Here is a 14864-nt window from a genome sequence, read left to right on the forward strand (position 1 = left end):
CGCAGCACATCCCACACCGCGACACCGCGCGCACGCAGTGCGGCCGTGCGGGATTCGTAGGCGGCGGAGGCGTCGAACCCGAAGATCCCGCCGGTAATTCGCCAGAACGCGTTGCGTGGATTGGCGTAATACTGCTGCACGGAAAGCGACATCACGCTCGGCATGTTGCCGAGAATCAGCAGCCGGGCGCCGTCATCGATGATCGGTTGCAGCCCCTGCAACAGCGGTCTGGTCATCACCACAGGTATACGTTGAGGCGGTGGCCGATGACATCGATACTGGAGCTATCGAAGCCTCGGGACTGCTGGACGGTCTCGACGGGGTGGCACGGGCAGAGCGCGCCGAGCTGATCGACTGGCTGATCGGCGAGGGATTCACCGTCGAGCAGATCCGGGGCGAGTTCGCGCCGATGTTGTTGCCGGCGGGACGCGTCGTCGGAAACGATGGCGTATATGTGTCCGCACGACAGCTCTGCGAGGACACCGGCATCGATCTGGAGCTGCTGCAGGCCATGCAGCGGGCACTCGGGCTGCCCCGGGTCGACGACCCCGACGCACCGGTCCTGCTACGGGCCGACGCCGAGGCCGCTGCCCGCGCAAGGGTATTCGTCGACCTCGGTTTCACCCGCGAGCAGGTCATCGCGGTGTCGCGGGTACTGGGACAGGGCTTGGCCCAGACCGCCGAAGTGATGCGCCAGGTGGTGCTGGAGGCGGTGATCCAGCCCGGTGCCACTGAGCTGCAGATCGCCCAGGCCTACGGGGAAATGGTGCGAAAGGTGTCGCCGCTGCTCGGGCCGATGGCCGAGGACGTCCTCCTCCTGCAGCTCCGCCACACGCTGGAGACCGAGGCGGTCAGTGTCGCCGAGCGTGCCGCCGGCAGCCTGCCTGGCGCCCGCGAGGTAACCGTGTGTTTTGCCGACCTCGTCGGGTTCACCCGGCTGGGCGAGGCGGTGCCGCCCGAAGAATTGGAGGACCTCGCCAACCGGTTGTCCGGTCTGGCGCGAGACGTCGCGGTTCCACCCGTGCGCTTCATCAAGACAATCGGTGATGCGGTGATGTTCGTCAGCACCGACCCGGCGGCGTTGCTACGGGCCGCCCTCGAACTGGTGGCCGCCGCCGAGAAGGAGGACCTTCCACAGCTTCGCGTGGGGATTGCCGCCGGGAGTGCCGTCCGGCGAGCCGGCGACTGGTTCGGCAGCCCGGTGAACGTGGCCAGCCGGGTGACCGGGGTGGCCCGCCCGGGCTCGGTGTTGGTCGCCGAATCCGCGCACGACGCAATTGGCTCCGCCGAGGAGTTCAGCTGGTCATTTGCCGGTGCGCGGCACCTCAAGGGTGTCAAGGGTGAGGTCAAGCTGTTCCGGGCCCGCACGGCAGGCCCGGAATAGTACGTTGGCTGCTATGGCGGCGGACGTCGATTTTGAGGCGTTGGGGCTGCTCGACGGCCTGGAGGGCGACGCGCGAGAGGAACGCGCGGAGCTGATTGGCTGGCTGCTTGACCGAGGTTTCGACCTGGACCACATCCGCGCGTCGGTCGCGGCGCCGCTGATGCTGCCGGCTAATCGGGTATTCGGCGACGACGGCGACTATGTGTCGGCGCGCGAGGTATGCGAATCGACCGGCGTCGACCTGGAGCTGGTGCAACGGCTGCAGCGGGCGATCGGCCTGCCCGCGATCGAGGATCCCGACGCGGCGGTTCTGCTGCGGGCGGACGGCGAGGCCGCCGCGCACGCGAAGTCCTTTCTCGATCTGGGGTTCGATCCCGAGGACACGCTGGCCGTCATGCGGGTGGTGATGGAGAGCCTGGGTCACGCTGCGGCGATCATGCGTGAGGCCGCGCTCAAGGCGATGCTGAAACCCGGCGCGACCGAGATCGAGCTTGCCGAGGCATCGGAGGCGATGGCGCTGCGGGCCGCTCCCATGATCGGGCCGATGATGGAGGACTTGCTGCGCCTTGTGCTGCGGCATTCGTTTGAGACGGAGGCGGTGAATGCTGCCGAGCGTGCCGCCGGAACGCTTCCCGGCGCGCGTCAGGTCACCGTGTGTTTCGCCGACCTTGCCGGATTCACCCGGCTGGGTGAGGCACTTCCGGCCGAGGACCTCGAGCGGGTGGCCAACCGGCTCGCGGAACTCGCCCATGACGTGTCGCCAGCGCCGGTGCGGTTCGTCAAGTCGATCGGCGACGCGGTGATGCTGGTCTGCTTCGACCCGGCACCGTTGGTGGGCGCCGTGCTCGATCTGGTCGATGCGGCCGAGGCAAATGACTTGCCGCCGCTTCGGATTGGCGTGGCGTCCGGATGCGCCGTTACCCGTGCCGGCGACTGGTTCGGCAGCCCCGTCAATGTGGCAAGCAGGGTGACGGCCGCGGCTCGTCCCGGGACAGTGCTGATCGCGGAGTCCACCCGGGACGCGGTCGGCAACGGGGGCGGGTTCGAGTGGTCGTCGGCGGGAGCGCGACGTCTCAAGGGTGTCAGCGGTGAGGTGAAGCTTTTCCGCGCGCACCGCGCTTCTCTCTGACGCAGCAACTTGACGCTGCTACCGCGACGGTGTGAACCGTCGCAGCCGCAGGCTATTGCTGACCACGAACACGGAACTGAACGCCATGGCGGCGCCGGCAATGAGTGGATTCAGCAAGCCGACGGCGGCCAGCGGCAGCGCGGCGACGTTGTAGGCGAAGGCCCAGTACAGGTTGCCCTTGATGGTGCGCAATGTCGCACGGGACAACCGAATCGCGTCGGGCGCGGCCCGCAGATCGCCGCGCACCAGGGTCAGGTCGGAGGCGTCGATCGCGACGTCGGTGCCGGTGCCCATCGCCAGGCCGAGATCGGCCTGCGCGAGGGCGGCGGCGTCGTTCACCCCGTCCCCGACCATTGCGACCACCCTGCCCTGGCCCTGTAACCGTTTGATCTGGTCTACCTTTTCGGCGGGCAGGACTTCGGCGATCGCCTCGTCGATGTCGAGCTGACGAGCGACCGCCGACGTCGCGCCGCGGTTATCCCCGCTGAGCAGCACCGGGGTCAGCCCGAGCTCGCGGAGTTCGGCAATCGCCGCGCGTGACGTGTCTTTGATGGTGTCGGCGACGACGATGACCGCGCGGATCCGGCCATCGACGGCCAGCCACACCGGGGTGCTGCCGTCGGTTTCGGCCCGGTCCGCCGCCTCGCGAAGCTCGTCGGGAGCCGTCAACCCCAACTCGTCGCGCAGCCAGCCGTGGCGGCCGGCGGCGAGCGAGCGATTCTCGACCACGCCGGTAACGCCGCTGCCGCCGTGGTTCTCGAAGTCGGTTGCCGGTGGCAGCGGTCCGGCGTCGGCGGCACGGGCGGCAATCGCATGTGCGATGGGATGTTCCGATGCGTGTTCGAGAGCGCCTGCCAGCCGCAGCATTTCGGCATCGGATTCGCCATCGACGGCGTGCACCGACACCACCGACATCAGCCCCGTCGTCACCGTGCCCGTCTTTTCCAGCACGACGGTGTCGATGCGCCGCGTCGACTCCAGAATCTGCGGACCCTTGATCAGGATGCCCAATTGCGCGCCGCGGCCGGTTCCCACCAGCAGGGCGGTCGGAGTGGCCAGGCCCAGTGCGCACGGGCAGGCGATGATGAGTACCGCGACGGCGGCGGTGAAGGCCGCGCTTGCCGATCCGCCGATGAGCAGCCAGGTCGCCAGGGTCAACAACGACAGTCCGATGACGATCGGAACGAAGACCGCCGACACCCGATCCGCCAGCCGCTGCACCTCGGCCTTGCCGTTCTGGGCTTCGGTCACCAGCCGAGCCATCTGCGCGAGTTGCGTGTCGGCGCCGACCCGGGTGGCTCGTACGTGCAAGCGTCCACCGGCGTTGACGGTCGCGCCGACGACGCTGTCGCCGGGCCCCACTTCGACCGGCACCGGTTCGCCGGTCAGCATCGACGCGTCGACCGCCGATGTCCCTGACGTCACCACACCGTCTGTCGCGATCTTCTCACCGGGCCGCACCACGAGGACGTCACCGACCGCGAGTTGGCCTATGGGGATGCGTGTTTCGTTCGACCCGTCGCGCACAACAGAGACGTCCTTCGCCCCCATGTCGAGCAGGGCCTGCAGGGCCGCGCCGGACCGCCGCTTGGCGCGGGCCTCGAAATAGCGCCCGGCGAGGATGAATGTGGTGACGGCGGCGGCAACCTCGAGATAAAGGTGCGGCGCGCCGTCGCCCTTCGACAGCAGATCGAACGTCATCTTCATGCCCGGCATGCCGGCGTGGGTGAAGAACAGCGCCCAGACCGACCACAGGTAGGCCGCGAGCACGCCGACCGAGATCAGCGTGTCCATCGTGGCCGCACGGTGGCGCAGATTGGCCAGTGCTGCGCGGTGGAATGGCCAGGCGCCCCACGCCACGACGGGCGAGGCGAGTGCCAGCGCCAGCCATTGCCAGTTGTCGAACTGCAGCGCGGGAATCATCGACAGCCCTACCACCGGCACGCTCAGCGTCACCGAGACAAGAAGTCGTCGTCGCCACGACGCTGCCTCCTCGGGCTGCTCCGGCGCCTCGGACTCCTCGGCGCGGACGGGCAGCGTGGCGGTGTAGCCGGTATCTTCGACTGCGGCCACCAGCTCTGCCGGCGTGACGGCTTCGGGGAGATCGACCTGCGCCTGTTCGGTGGCGAAGTTGACGGTCGCAGTGACGCCGTCGATCCGGTTCAGCTTCTTCTCGATTCGAGCCGCACACGAAGCGCAGGTCATTCCACCTATTTCGAGGGTGATCGCGCTGCGGTCGTCGGTGTGGGCGGTGGACGTCATACTTGCACCTTATACCCGTAGGGGGTATAGGTAAAGGCGGTAGGATACGACGACGAAGGGATCACCAACGTGAAGTGGAAGCGATTAATTCTGATCAGTGCCGGCGCGGTCGCTGCCCTGGTCGTTGCGGCCGGCTGTGGCAACAACGACGCTGGTACCGAGCACCCGACGGGGCATACCGCATCGGCCACCGCGACGGACTCGCCGACGACGGCCGCGCCGAGCAGCCAGGACCACAACGACTCCGACGTCACGTTCGCCCGGCACATGATCCCGCATCACCAGCAGGCGATCGAGATGAGCGACATCGTGCTGGGCAAGCAGGCCATCGATGCCCGGGTGACCGATCTGGCCACCAAGATCAAGGCCGCTCAGGATCCCGAGATCAAGCAGATGCAGGATTGGCTGAACCAGTGGGGCAACCCACCCATGCCGCCGATGGCGCAGGAGAACATGCCGGGCCACGACATGCCGGGGATGTCCGACAGCTCGATGGGGATGATGTCCGAACAGCAGATCAACGCGCTGAGGAACGCCCAGGGTGTCGAGGCGAGCAGGCTGTTCCTGACCGACATGATCGCGCATCACGAGGGCGCAATTGCGATGGCGCAGACCGAAATCGAGGAAGGTCAGTTCCCGCCGGCGGTCGAACTGGCTCGGTCGATCGTGACGAGCCAGCAGCAGGAGATCGACACCATGAAGGACATCGTGGCGTCGCTGTAGCGTCAGGTCTTCCGTCCGGCGCCGACGAACACCATGCCCCCGAAATGATGCTCGATCCGGCCGGAGCCGTGTAGCCCGTGCCGAGCCAGTTCGGCGCCGAACTCCTCGGCGTCGAACCGGTTTTCGCGTGGATGCACCGTGAACGTGCGGAACGCCCAGGTGTCGAGCACGTGCCGCGGGATCTCTTCGAACAACACCAGTCCACCCGGCCGCAGCACCCGCGCGATCTCGGAGATCGCCTGCTGCCAGTCGGGGACGTGATGGATGATGCCGAAATCCACGACGGTGTCGACCGAGCCCGCCGGTTGTTCGATCGCGCAGACATCGCCGACCGACAACTCCACCCGACGCCCGTGCAGTCGTTTGCGCGCCAACTCGACCATCGACTCGTCCAGGTCGAACGCCGTCACCCGCGCAGCACCCAACCGGTCCAGGATGACCTCCGAGCCGACCCCGCGGCCGCAGCCGACTTCCAGCACATGCTGATCGGACAGCGTGCCGCCCGCCAACCGCCGGAACCACGCCGCCTCCCGACGGTGTTGGTGCGCGGCCCGCACCGGGTTGTTCATCGCCGCGCGTTCGATGGAGTTGAGCTTCATGGTCACTACGCTACCCCCGTAGGGTATATCCGGCTAGGGCTACGTATTAGCGTCGTCGCTATGCGCGTGCTGGTGCAACGGGTCTCGTCGGCATCGGTTTCGGTCGACGGCGAGGTGGTCGGGGCGATCCGGCCGGATGGTCAGGGGCTGGTCGCCCTCGTCGGTGTGACCCACGACGACGATGTCGACAAGGCGCGGCGGCTGGCCGAAAAGCTATGGCAGCTACGCATTCTCGACGATGAACAGTCCGCCGCCGACGTCGGTGCGCCGATCTTGGTGGTCAGTCAGTTCACGCTGTACGCCAATACCGCGAAGGGTCGGCGCCCAACATGGAACGCGGCCGCGGCCGGCGCGGTCGCCGAACCGCTGGTGACCGCGTTCGCCGACGCGCTGCGACACCTCGGCGCGCAGGTGGAGACCGGGGTCTTCGGTGAGCACATGCAGGTCGAGCTCGTCAACGACGGCCCGGTGACGGTGCTACTGGAGGTGTGAGCTACTGCGACGGCACCGGGGGGATGCCCTCCGAGGGCTGCACGATGACAAATCCCTGGCCGTAGAACGACACCTGGATCGCCTCGCCGGAACCGCGGCCGATCAGCGCTCCGGCCTTGAAGCTCGTCTTCAGCTGCGTCTGCAGGTTCGCCGACCACGCCACCACCGCGTTGGTGTCGGCGAAGGTCGGTGCCTCCGCAGCGTTGAGCACTACCGGCGGGCCGTCGGTAGTGAGCGCCACCCAGCCCGTGCCGCGCAACGTCGTGTTGAACAGGCCTCCGGTCGCGATGCCGCCGCCCTTCACCCGCTCGATGTTCCAGTCGAGGCTGGAGGAGAACGCGAGGACGTTCTTGCCGCTGATCGACAGGCCGGAGTTCGCCAGGTGCAGCAGGTGCACGTCGTAGCCCCGCTCGGCGAGGAACACGTCGCCCTGCCCTTGGCACCGCATCAACGGCAGTCCCTCGCCGGTCAGCGCCTTCTTGATGAACTTCGAGGCGCCGCCGCCCTCGAAGGCGAAGTCCACGTTGCCTTGATAGGCGACCATCGATCCCTGGCGGGCCATGAAGGGTTCGCCGAGGCGAACCCGCAGCAGCTTTGCGTTCTGGTTCGCAATCGGCTTCGCCTCTTTCTCGCTGAACCGCCCGTCGACCAGATCGCCGGTGATGCCGGCGAAACCGTCGCCGGGAGGCTGGCCGATCGCAGCCGCCTGCGCCGGACCGTCGCGCTGCTGCCCCTGCACCGGTGGCGCGCCGCCCATCGGAGCCCGGCCGACCTGCCCGCAATGAGAGATCTGATCGGTCCAGCGCCGCCCGTCCCACCACCGATACTCGTAGCGCCCTTCGGGATCCGGTTGCCAGCTGCCCGGTCCAGTTCCTGTCATGGCAACCAAACTAGGGCAACCGCTGGCATCCTGGTGGTATGGCTAAGGAAATCGACCGGGTGCGGGCGCAGAGCGCCCTCGCGGTCATCAAGGAGCACCCCGGAATGGTGCTGTTCGCCGCGTCGCCGGCGATCATCGCGCTGGTCGCGGTCGGGTGGTTGTTCGGTGCGGGCTGGGCCGTGCTGCTGTTGGTGGGAATGGTGGTCGGCGGTGGCGCCGCCCTGCTCATGAAGCGGAAGTAGGCGTTCACAAAACCGGACTGTTCGCTGCGGGTGAAAGCCGTCCCATCAGTCGTGTAACAGTGTAATCATGTAAGCATGAGGCACCATCACGCACATGGCCGACGGTCGGGCCGCCCCGGCGGCTGGCAACAGGCCCAACAGCCAGACGCCAGCGATGCCGCCGAGTGGTTCGCCGGACGCCTGCCGGAGGACTGGTTCGACGGCGACCCCACGGTCGTTGTCGACCGCGAAGAGATCACCGTCATCGGCCGGCTGCCCGAGCCGGAAGGTGAGCAGAGCGAGGCCCGTGCGTCGGGCCGCGTCTCCCGATTCCGGGAGGAGACCCGGCCGGAGCGCATGCGGATCGCCGACGAGGCGCAGGACACGTATGGCCGCAAGGTCTCCTGGGGCATAGAAATCGGGGCGGTCGGTGACGATAGCTTTGAGCGAATCCTGTTCACCCACATCGCCGTTCCGGTGATGACACGGCTGAAGCAACCGGAGCGTCAAGTCCTCGACACCCTGGTCGACGCTGGCGTGGCGCGGTCGCGTTCCGATGCGCTGGCCTGGTCGGTCAGGCTCGTTGGCGAGCACACCGAGGAGTGGCTGGCCAAACTGCGCGACGCGATGAGGAACGTCGACGATCTGCGCTCCGAGGGCCCACAGGTCTAAACGCGCGCGACGCCCACGTACGACGAGCTCAATGCCGCGGTCTGCGACAGCGGGTCGACGGGCCCGCCGTCGATGAGCAGATTGCGGTTGGCGCCGTAGGACTGCGGCTCCGAGCCGCCGCGCGGGTCGAAGATCCGTGAGCCCCAACCGTGGTCGATGATCACCACGCCGCGACGCGGTCGGTCACTGAGGGTCGCGTTGAGTTCGATTTGGCCGGTGGGGGAGAACACCCTTACCAAATCGCCATCACCGACACCGAGCGCTGCCGCGTCATCCGGATTGATCACCACTTCGTTCTTCTTGCCGGACGGATGCAGCCCGGGGAGTTCGTTCAGCCACGAGTTCATCGCGTGGCGGTTGCGCCGGTTAGCCAGCTGGAATGGGTAGCCCGCCGGTGCCTCCGGACGCGGCTCGGCGAGGAGTTCCCGTGTCCGCGCGACGAATTCGGGAGGCGCGGCGTGCACCCTCTTGTCGTCGGTTCTCAAAGCAGCCCTGAAGTGGCCGAACTCGCGCGGACCCAACACCCATCCGTGCGGGTGCGCCATGACGTCGCGCCATTTGATCCTGTGTCCGTTGAACTTTCGCGATGTGGCCACCAGCAGCCGGTCGATCCAGTGCGGCCCGAACTCCAGGCCCGGCCTCTGCGTGACGCGCGCGATTCGCCGAGTGGCCTTGATGAAAGCGTTGAGACCCTTGGCGCCGAACAACGGCTTGCGCATGGCGATCGCGAGGTCGACGAAGATCCGCCACTCCTGACGAGCCCCGGGCGGCGGCTCGACGGCCCTGACCCCGTACTGCACGTACGGCTCGTCGTGCATGTTGCTGGTGAACGCCAGCAGGTCGTCGCGCTCCAGCCAGTGCACGGCCGGCAACAGCCAGTGCGCATGCCGGTGGCTTTCCCGCTGCACGAAGTCGATGGCCACCAGCAGGTCCAGTTGTTCGAAGGCCTCGTCGAGCTTGCTTCCGTCGGGTCCGGATACCACCGGGTTGCCGCAATTGATCACCATCGCACGGATCTGACCCGGTCCCGGCGTGGTGATCTCGTCAGGCAGCTCGCTGAGCGCGTGTGCACCCGCGACCATGTCGCGCCCGAGGAGCCGGCTCTTGTGCGGGTTGGCCTTCGTCATTCCGGCGAGGCGCAGCGCATCGACATATCCGGGTTCGTACCTGCGGCCGCCGGGGCGGTCCATCCGTCCGGTGATCACGTTGAGCACGTGTCCGAGCCACTCGGCGACGGTGCCCGCGAGATGAAGGGAGACTCCGGTGCGAGTGACCGCCATTGCCCCACGGGCGCCGGCGAAATCGCGCGCGACGCGCTCGATCTGCGCGCGCGGGACATCGCATCGGGAAGCGAGATCGTCGAGATCGGCGTCGGCGACCAGCATGCGCAGTTCGGGTACGCCGGTGGCGAGTTCGGTGCAGTCCTGCTTGTGCTCGAGACCCTCATCGAGAATCACTTCTATCATGGCCAACAGCAGCGCCCAGTCTTGTCCAGGCCGAACCGCCAGATGCACATCGGCCTTCGCCACGGTTTCGGTCCGCAACGGGTCGACGACGACGATCGTCGCGCCACGCTTCTGTCGATCGAGTGCGCGCCGCCAACCGCCGGGGACGGTCTCCAGCCAATTCCACGCGCTGACAGCGGGATTGGTGCCGACGAGCAGGAAGTAGTCGCAATTGTCGATGTCGGACACCGGCGCCATCAACATCGAGCCGTACATCGCGTCGGCGACCACGTGCATCGCGTTCTGGTCGACCGAGCCGACGAAATACCGGTTGCGGGTGCCGACGGCGTCCAGCCAGCCGTTCATGAAGATGATGTTGGACGACGAGAAACCCGACGGGTTGCCGTAGTAGATGCCCACCGCATCGGGTCCGCCTTCGTCGATGAGCGCGTTCATCTTCGAAGCGATGTCGGCGATGGCTTCGTCCCAGGTGGCCTCCACGTAGGTGTCGCCCACCCGGCGCATCGGGTTCAGGATCCGGCGCGGATGCTCGACGAGCTGGTGGGCGGTCCGTCCCTTGGCGCAGAAGTCCTGCCAGGTGTGGGGGTTGTGCTTGTCGGCCGAGATCTTGGTGACGCGGTTGTCCTCGACCGTCACCTCGATGCCGCACGAGGCGAGGCAGTACCGGCAGAACGTGTGCACCGTCCTGGTGTCCACCGCGGCCATCTCTGGATCTTAAGCCTGGGCCATTGCCCAGTACTCGCCGCGGCGGGCCAGCAGCTCGGCGTGGCTGCCGCGCTCGACGATCCTGCCGGCCTCCATCACCAGGATCTGGTCGGCATCTCGGACCGTGGAAAGCCGGTGGGCGATGATGAAGCTGGTCCGGTCGCGGCGAAGCTCGACCATCGCGTGCTGGATCAGCAGCTCGGTACGGGTGTCCACCGAACTGGTCGCTTCGTCGAGGATCAGCAGCTGCGGCCGGGCCAGGAACGCCCGCGCGATGGTGATCAGCTGCTTCTCGCCCGCGCTGATGTTGCCGCCGTCATCGCTGACCCACGTCTGGTATCCGTCGGGCAGCGTGTGCACGAACCGATCCGCATAGGCGGCCTTGGCGGCCTCGATCACCTCGTCCTCGTCGGCGTCGGGCCTGCCGTAGGCGATGTTGTCGTAGACGGTGCCGCCGAACAGCCAGGTGTCCTGTAGCACCATCCCGATCCGCGACCGCAGCGACTCCCGGCTGACCGACGCGATGTCGACGCCGTCGACCAGGATTCGCCCCGAGTCCACGTCGTAAAACCGCATCAGCAGATTGACCAGCGTGGTTTTGCCCGCCCCGGTAGGCCCGACGATCGCGACCGTGCTGCCGGGCTCGGCCATCAGCGACAGGTCCTCGATGACCGGCGTGCCGGGTCGGTACGCGAAGTTGACCTGCTCGAACTCGACCCGGCCCCGTTGACCGTCCGGCGACGGCAGTCGCACCGGCTTGTCCGGCGGCTCTTCGTCCGCGTCGAGAAGATCGAAAACCCGCTCCGCGCTTGCCACGCCGGACTGCAGCGCGTTGTACATGCTGGCCACCTGGGACAGCGGCTGGTTGAACTGGCGCACGTACTGAATGAACGCCTGGATGCTGCCCAGCGTGATCTGACCGGTGGCCACCTGCAGGCCACCCACCACCGCGACCGCGACGTAGCTGAGGTTGCCGATGAAGGTGGTGGCTGGCCCCACCAACCCCGAAAAGAACTGCGCCCCGGAGCTGGCCTGGTAGACGTCGGCGTTGAACTCGCGGAACCGATCCTCCGCGTGCGCCCGGTGACCGAACGTCTTGACCAGCGTGAATCCGCTGTAGGTCTCCTCGATGTGGGCGTTGAGCCGCCCGGTGTTGGCCCACTGCGCCACGAACAGCCGCTGCGAACGCCGGGCGATCGCCTGGGTCACGAGCAACGACACCGGCACCGTCACCACCGTCAGCAAGGTGAGCAGCGGCGAGATCGTCAACATCATCACCAGCACCGCCACCACGGTCAGCACCGAGGTGAGCAGCTGACTGATGGTCATCGCCAGCGACGTGGAAACGTTGTCGATGTCGTTGGTGACCCGGCTCAACACCTCCCCGCGCTGCCGGGAGTCGAAATACGCCAGCGGCAGTCGGTGCACCTTGTCCTCGACGTCGGACCGCAGCGAGACCATGGTCCGCTGCACTATCACGTTGAGCAGCCGCCCCTGAAGCCAAATCAGCAGCGCGGCAACCAGATACAGTGCAAGCGCCAGCAACAGCGTCCGCCCGACGGCGCCGAAATCCACACCGCGACCGGGAACGACGTTCATGCCCGACAGCAGGTCGGCGAATGTGTTGTCGCCGCGGGCGCGCGCGGCCTCGATGGCCTGCTCCTTGGTGAGCCCGGCGGGCAGCTGCCGACCGATGACACCGTTGAACAGCAGGTCGGTGGCGTGCCCGAGTATCCGCGGACCGATCACGCCGATCGCGACGCCGCCGACGCCCAGCAGGATCACGGCGGCGGTGAACCGGCGCTGTGGCGTCAGCCGCTTGACCAGCCGGACGGCCGAGCCCTTGAAGTCGCGGGACCGTTCCGTCGGCGCTTGCACCATCCCGCGGATGGGACGCCCCATCGGCCCGGTCAATGCTGCCCCCCGACTCCGGCGCCGATCGCCTGCGAATCGGCGAACTCTGCGTAGGTCGGGCAGTCGGCAAACAGCGACTCGTGCGTCCCGGCGCCGACCAGCTTGCCGTCGTCGATGACGATGATCTGATCCGCGGCGGCCACCGTCGAAATGCGCTGGGCCACAATGACGACCGTGGAGTCGGCGGACACCTCGCGCAGCGCGGCGCGGACCCTGGCATCAGTGTGCACATCCAGCGCCGAGAACGCGTCGTCGAACAGGTAGATCGCGGGGCGGCGAATGACCGCCCGGGCGATTGCCAGCCGCTGCCGCTGACCGCCGGAGAAGTTGATGCCGCCCTGGGCGACCGGCATCTCCAGCCCGTCGGCGTGCACGCGGACGAAACCGTCCGCCGAAGCCAGCCGCAGCGCCTCCCACATCTCGTCATCGGTGGCGTCGGCCTTGCCGTAGCGCAGGTTGTCGGCCACCGTCCCGGAGAACAGATAGCCGCGCTGTGGCACCAGACCGATCGCCGACCACAGTTGCTCGATGTCGTAGTCACGAACGTCGACGTCGTCGACGCGCACGGACCCGCCCGTCACGTCGTACATCCGGCAGATCAGCGCCAGCAGTGTCGTCTTGCCCGACCCGGTGGAGCCGACGATCGCGGTCGTGGTGCCGGGCGACGCGGTCAGCGAGACATCCTGCAGCACAGGGCGATCGGCGCCCGGGTAGCAGAACATCGCCTCCTGCAGACTGATCACACCGTCGACACGAGGAGAGCGGACGGGATGTTGCGGGCTGGTGATCACCGGCTCGGTGGACAACACCTCGGTGATACGTTCGGCGCACACCGATGCCCGCGGCAACAGGACCAAGATGAACGTCGCCATCAGCACCGCCATCAGGATCTGCATGAAGTAGGACAGAAAGGCGATCAGCGAACCCACCTGCATCTGACCGTCGTCGATGCGCAGCCCGCCGAACCAGATCAGGGCAACGCTGGAGACGTTGATTATCAGTGTGGTCACCGGCAGCATCAGGACCTGCCAGCGACCCGCGGTCAGCGCGGTCTCCGACAGCGCCCGGTTTGCTTCCGCGAATCGATTGCGCTCGAAGGGTTCACGCGCGAACGCGCGGATGACCCGGATTCCGGACAGCTGGTCGCGCATCACCCGGTTGATGCCGTCGATGAGCCGCTGCATGTTGCGGAAGATCGGCAGCAGGTGTGACACCACCCAGTAGTTGGCGACCGCCAGCACCGGGACACTGACCAGCAGCAGCCACGACAGCCCGGCGTCCTGGTGCACCGCCATGAAGATTCCGCCGATGCACATGATCGGCGCGGTGATCAGCATGGTGCACGTCAACAGCACCAGCAGCTGGATCTGCTGGACATCGTTGGTGGTGCGAGTCAACAGCGACGGGGCGCCGAACCGCACGGTCTCCGCGGCCGAAAAGCCGGTCACGTGGTGAAAGATCGCCGACCGTAGGTCGCGGCCGAATCCCGTGCCGGCGCGCGACCCGAAGAAGACCGCCGCGATCGCACACAGCACCTGTAGAGCGGTGACGGCGAGCATCACCCCGCCGAGCTCGACGATGGTCTGGGTGTCCCCCTTCGCCACGCCGTCGTCGATGATCGCCGCGTTTACCGTCGGCAGGTACAGCGACGCCAGTGAGCTGATCACCTGAACCACCGCGACGATCGCCAGCAGCCCTCGATAAGGCCGCACGTACTGCCGCAGCAGTGCCAGGAGCATCCAGTTACTGTCGCATACCACCCGGTGCGATTGGTGTACGGCCGACACCGCCTCCCGCGCACGAAAAGCCCAGCTCAATCGGTGTCTCAGGCGTGCCTAAGGTGGCCGACGCTACAGTGCATGCCATGACCCCCAGCAACGCCAAGATGCTGGCCGTGGTGGCCGCGGTCATGATTCCGGTCATGGCGGCGTGCTCGAGCTCGGAGCCCGATTCGCCTGAGGTGCCGCAGACCACGACGGCCGCGCCGAACGTCGCGCACGGGCCCTTCTTCCCGCAATGCGGCGGTGTCAGCGACCAGACGATGGCCGAGCAGACCCGCGTTCCGGGACTGGTCAACACCGCGCGCACCTCGGTGGGATGCCAATGGCTGGCCGGCGGCGGCATCGTCGGCCCCCACTTCTCGTTCTCGTGGTACCGCGGCAGCCCGATCGGGCGCGAGCGCAAGACCGAAGAGCTGACCCGCGCTAGCGTGGAGGACATCAATATCGAGGGCCATGACGGATTCATCGCGCTGGGCGAGGACCCCACGATCGGCAACAACCTGTGCGAGATCGGAATCCAGTTCGAGGACGACTTCATCGAATGGTCCATCAGCTTCGCCGAAGAGCCGTTCCCCGATCCGTGTGACGTGGCCAAGGAGTTGACCCGTCAGTCGATTGTCAACGCGAAATGACCGG

14 protein-coding genes are annotated in these 14864 nt (G+C 67.1%); 7 read left to right on the plus strand and 7 right to left on the minus strand.

Annotated features, from left to right (window positions below):
* Positions 1-236 (minus strand): DNA-deoxyinosine glycosylase (locus ACRDU5_RS09720; protein WP_526614274.1); only part of this gene is annotated, 236 nt, incomplete at its 3' end.
* Positions 237-259: 23 nt separating this feature from the next.
* Between ACRDU5_RS09720 and ACRDU5_RS09725 the strand changes: the two genes are divergently transcribed.
* A complete protein-coding gene (locus ACRDU5_RS09725; RefSeq protein ID WP_526614275.1) occupies positions 260-1384 on the plus strand; it encodes an adenylate/guanylate cyclase domain-containing protein in 1125 nt (374 codons plus the stop codon).
* A gap of 13 nt (positions 1385-1397) precedes the next feature.
* Positions 1398-2513, plus strand: coding sequence for an adenylate/guanylate cyclase domain-containing protein (locus ACRDU5_RS09730; protein ID WP_526614276.1), 1116 nt, complete (start codon positions 1398-1400; stop codon positions 2511-2513).
* An 18-nt stretch (positions 2514-2531) separates the two neighbouring features.
* Here the strand turns inward: ACRDU5_RS09730 and ACRDU5_RS09735 are convergent, their stop codons facing one another.
* Entirely contained in the window at positions 2532-4775 is a 2244-nt protein-coding gene (locus tag ACRDU5_RS09735) for a heavy metal translocating P-type ATPase (protein ID WP_526614277.1), read from the minus strand.
* Between the two features lie 69 nt (positions 4776-4844).
* On the opposite strand from ACRDU5_RS09735, the gene ACRDU5_RS09740 reads away from it, so the two are divergent.
* The gene (locus ACRDU5_RS09740) at positions 4845-5498 is read left to right on the plus strand and encodes a DUF305 domain-containing protein (RefSeq protein ID WP_526614278.1); all 654 of its coding nucleotides are present in this window, start codon (positions 4845-4847) and stop codon (positions 5496-5498) included.
* A gap of 2 nt (positions 5499-5500) precedes the next feature.
* Here the strand turns inward: ACRDU5_RS09740 and ACRDU5_RS09745 are convergent, their stop codons facing one another.
* On the minus strand, positions 5501-6097 hold the full coding sequence (locus ACRDU5_RS09745) for a class I SAM-dependent methyltransferase (protein WP_526614279.1): 597 nt from the start codon (positions 6095-6097) through the stop codon (positions 5501-5503).
* A gap of 60 nt (positions 6098-6157) precedes the next feature.
* On the opposite strand from ACRDU5_RS09745, the gene dtd reads away from it, so the two are divergent.
* The gene (gene dtd / locus ACRDU5_RS09750; RefSeq protein ID WP_526614280.1) at positions 6158-6589 is read left to right on the plus strand and encodes a D-aminoacyl-tRNA deacylase; all 432 of its coding nucleotides are present in this window, start codon (positions 6158-6160) and stop codon (positions 6587-6589) included.
* Between the two features lies 1 nt (position 6590).
* On the opposite strand, the gene ACRDU5_RS09755 is transcribed toward dtd, so the two are convergent.
* Positions 6591-7469: an AIM24 family protein gene (locus ACRDU5_RS09755; RefSeq protein WP_526614281.1), complete on the minus strand. Its 879-nt coding sequence runs from the start codon at positions 7467-7469 to the stop codon at positions 6591-6593.
* A 38-nt stretch (positions 7470-7507) separates the two neighbouring features.
* Here ACRDU5_RS09755 and ACRDU5_RS09760 point away from each other — a divergent pair, with 38 nt between their 5' ends.
* Positions 7508-7711, plus strand: a complete 204-nt coding sequence (locus ACRDU5_RS09760) for a hypothetical protein (protein ID WP_526614282.1) — start codon at positions 7508-7510, stop codon at positions 7709-7711.
* Between the two features lie 75 nt (positions 7712-7786).
* On the plus strand, positions 7787-8362 hold the full coding sequence (abmR, locus tag ACRDU5_RS09765; protein WP_526614283.1) for an ATP-binding transcription factor AbmR: 576 nt from the start codon (positions 7787-7789) through the stop codon (positions 8360-8362).
* Here the strand turns inward: abmR and ACRDU5_RS09770 are convergent.
* From ACRDU5_RS09770 to ACRDU5_RS09780, 3 genes are read right to left on the minus strand one after another with little or no spacing between them, the layout of a single operon-like run.
* Positions 8359-10533 (minus strand): molybdopterin-containing oxidoreductase family protein, encoded by a 2175-nt coding sequence (locus tag ACRDU5_RS09770; RefSeq protein ID WP_526614284.1) that lies wholly within the window; start codon positions 10531-10533, stop codon positions 8359-8361. The genes abmR and ACRDU5_RS09770 overlap by 4 nt on opposite strands.
* 9 nt (positions 10534-10542) lie before the next feature.
* A complete protein-coding gene (locus ACRDU5_RS09775; RefSeq protein ID WP_526614285.1) occupies positions 10543-12435 on the minus strand; it encodes an ABC transporter ATP-binding protein in 1893 nt (630 codons plus the stop codon).
* Positions 12436-12443: 8 nt separating this feature from the next.
* Complete coding sequence (locus ACRDU5_RS09780; protein ID WP_526614286.1) at positions 12444-14186, minus strand: ABC transporter ATP-binding protein; 1743 nt, start codon at positions 14184-14186, stop codon at positions 12444-12446.
* A 125-nt stretch (positions 14187-14311) separates the two neighbouring features.
* Between ACRDU5_RS09780 and ACRDU5_RS09785 the strand changes: the two genes are divergently transcribed.
* Positions 14312-14860: a DUF3558 family protein gene (locus ACRDU5_RS09785; protein WP_526614287.1), complete on the plus strand. Its 549-nt coding sequence runs from the start codon at positions 14312-14314 to the stop codon at positions 14858-14860.
* Positions 14861-14864 lie beyond the last annotated feature (4 nt).

This window comes from Mycobacterium sp. (assembly GCF_050701515.1).
Classification (GTDB): Bacteria; Actinomycetota; Actinomycetes; order Mycobacteriales; family Mycobacteriaceae; genus Mycobacterium.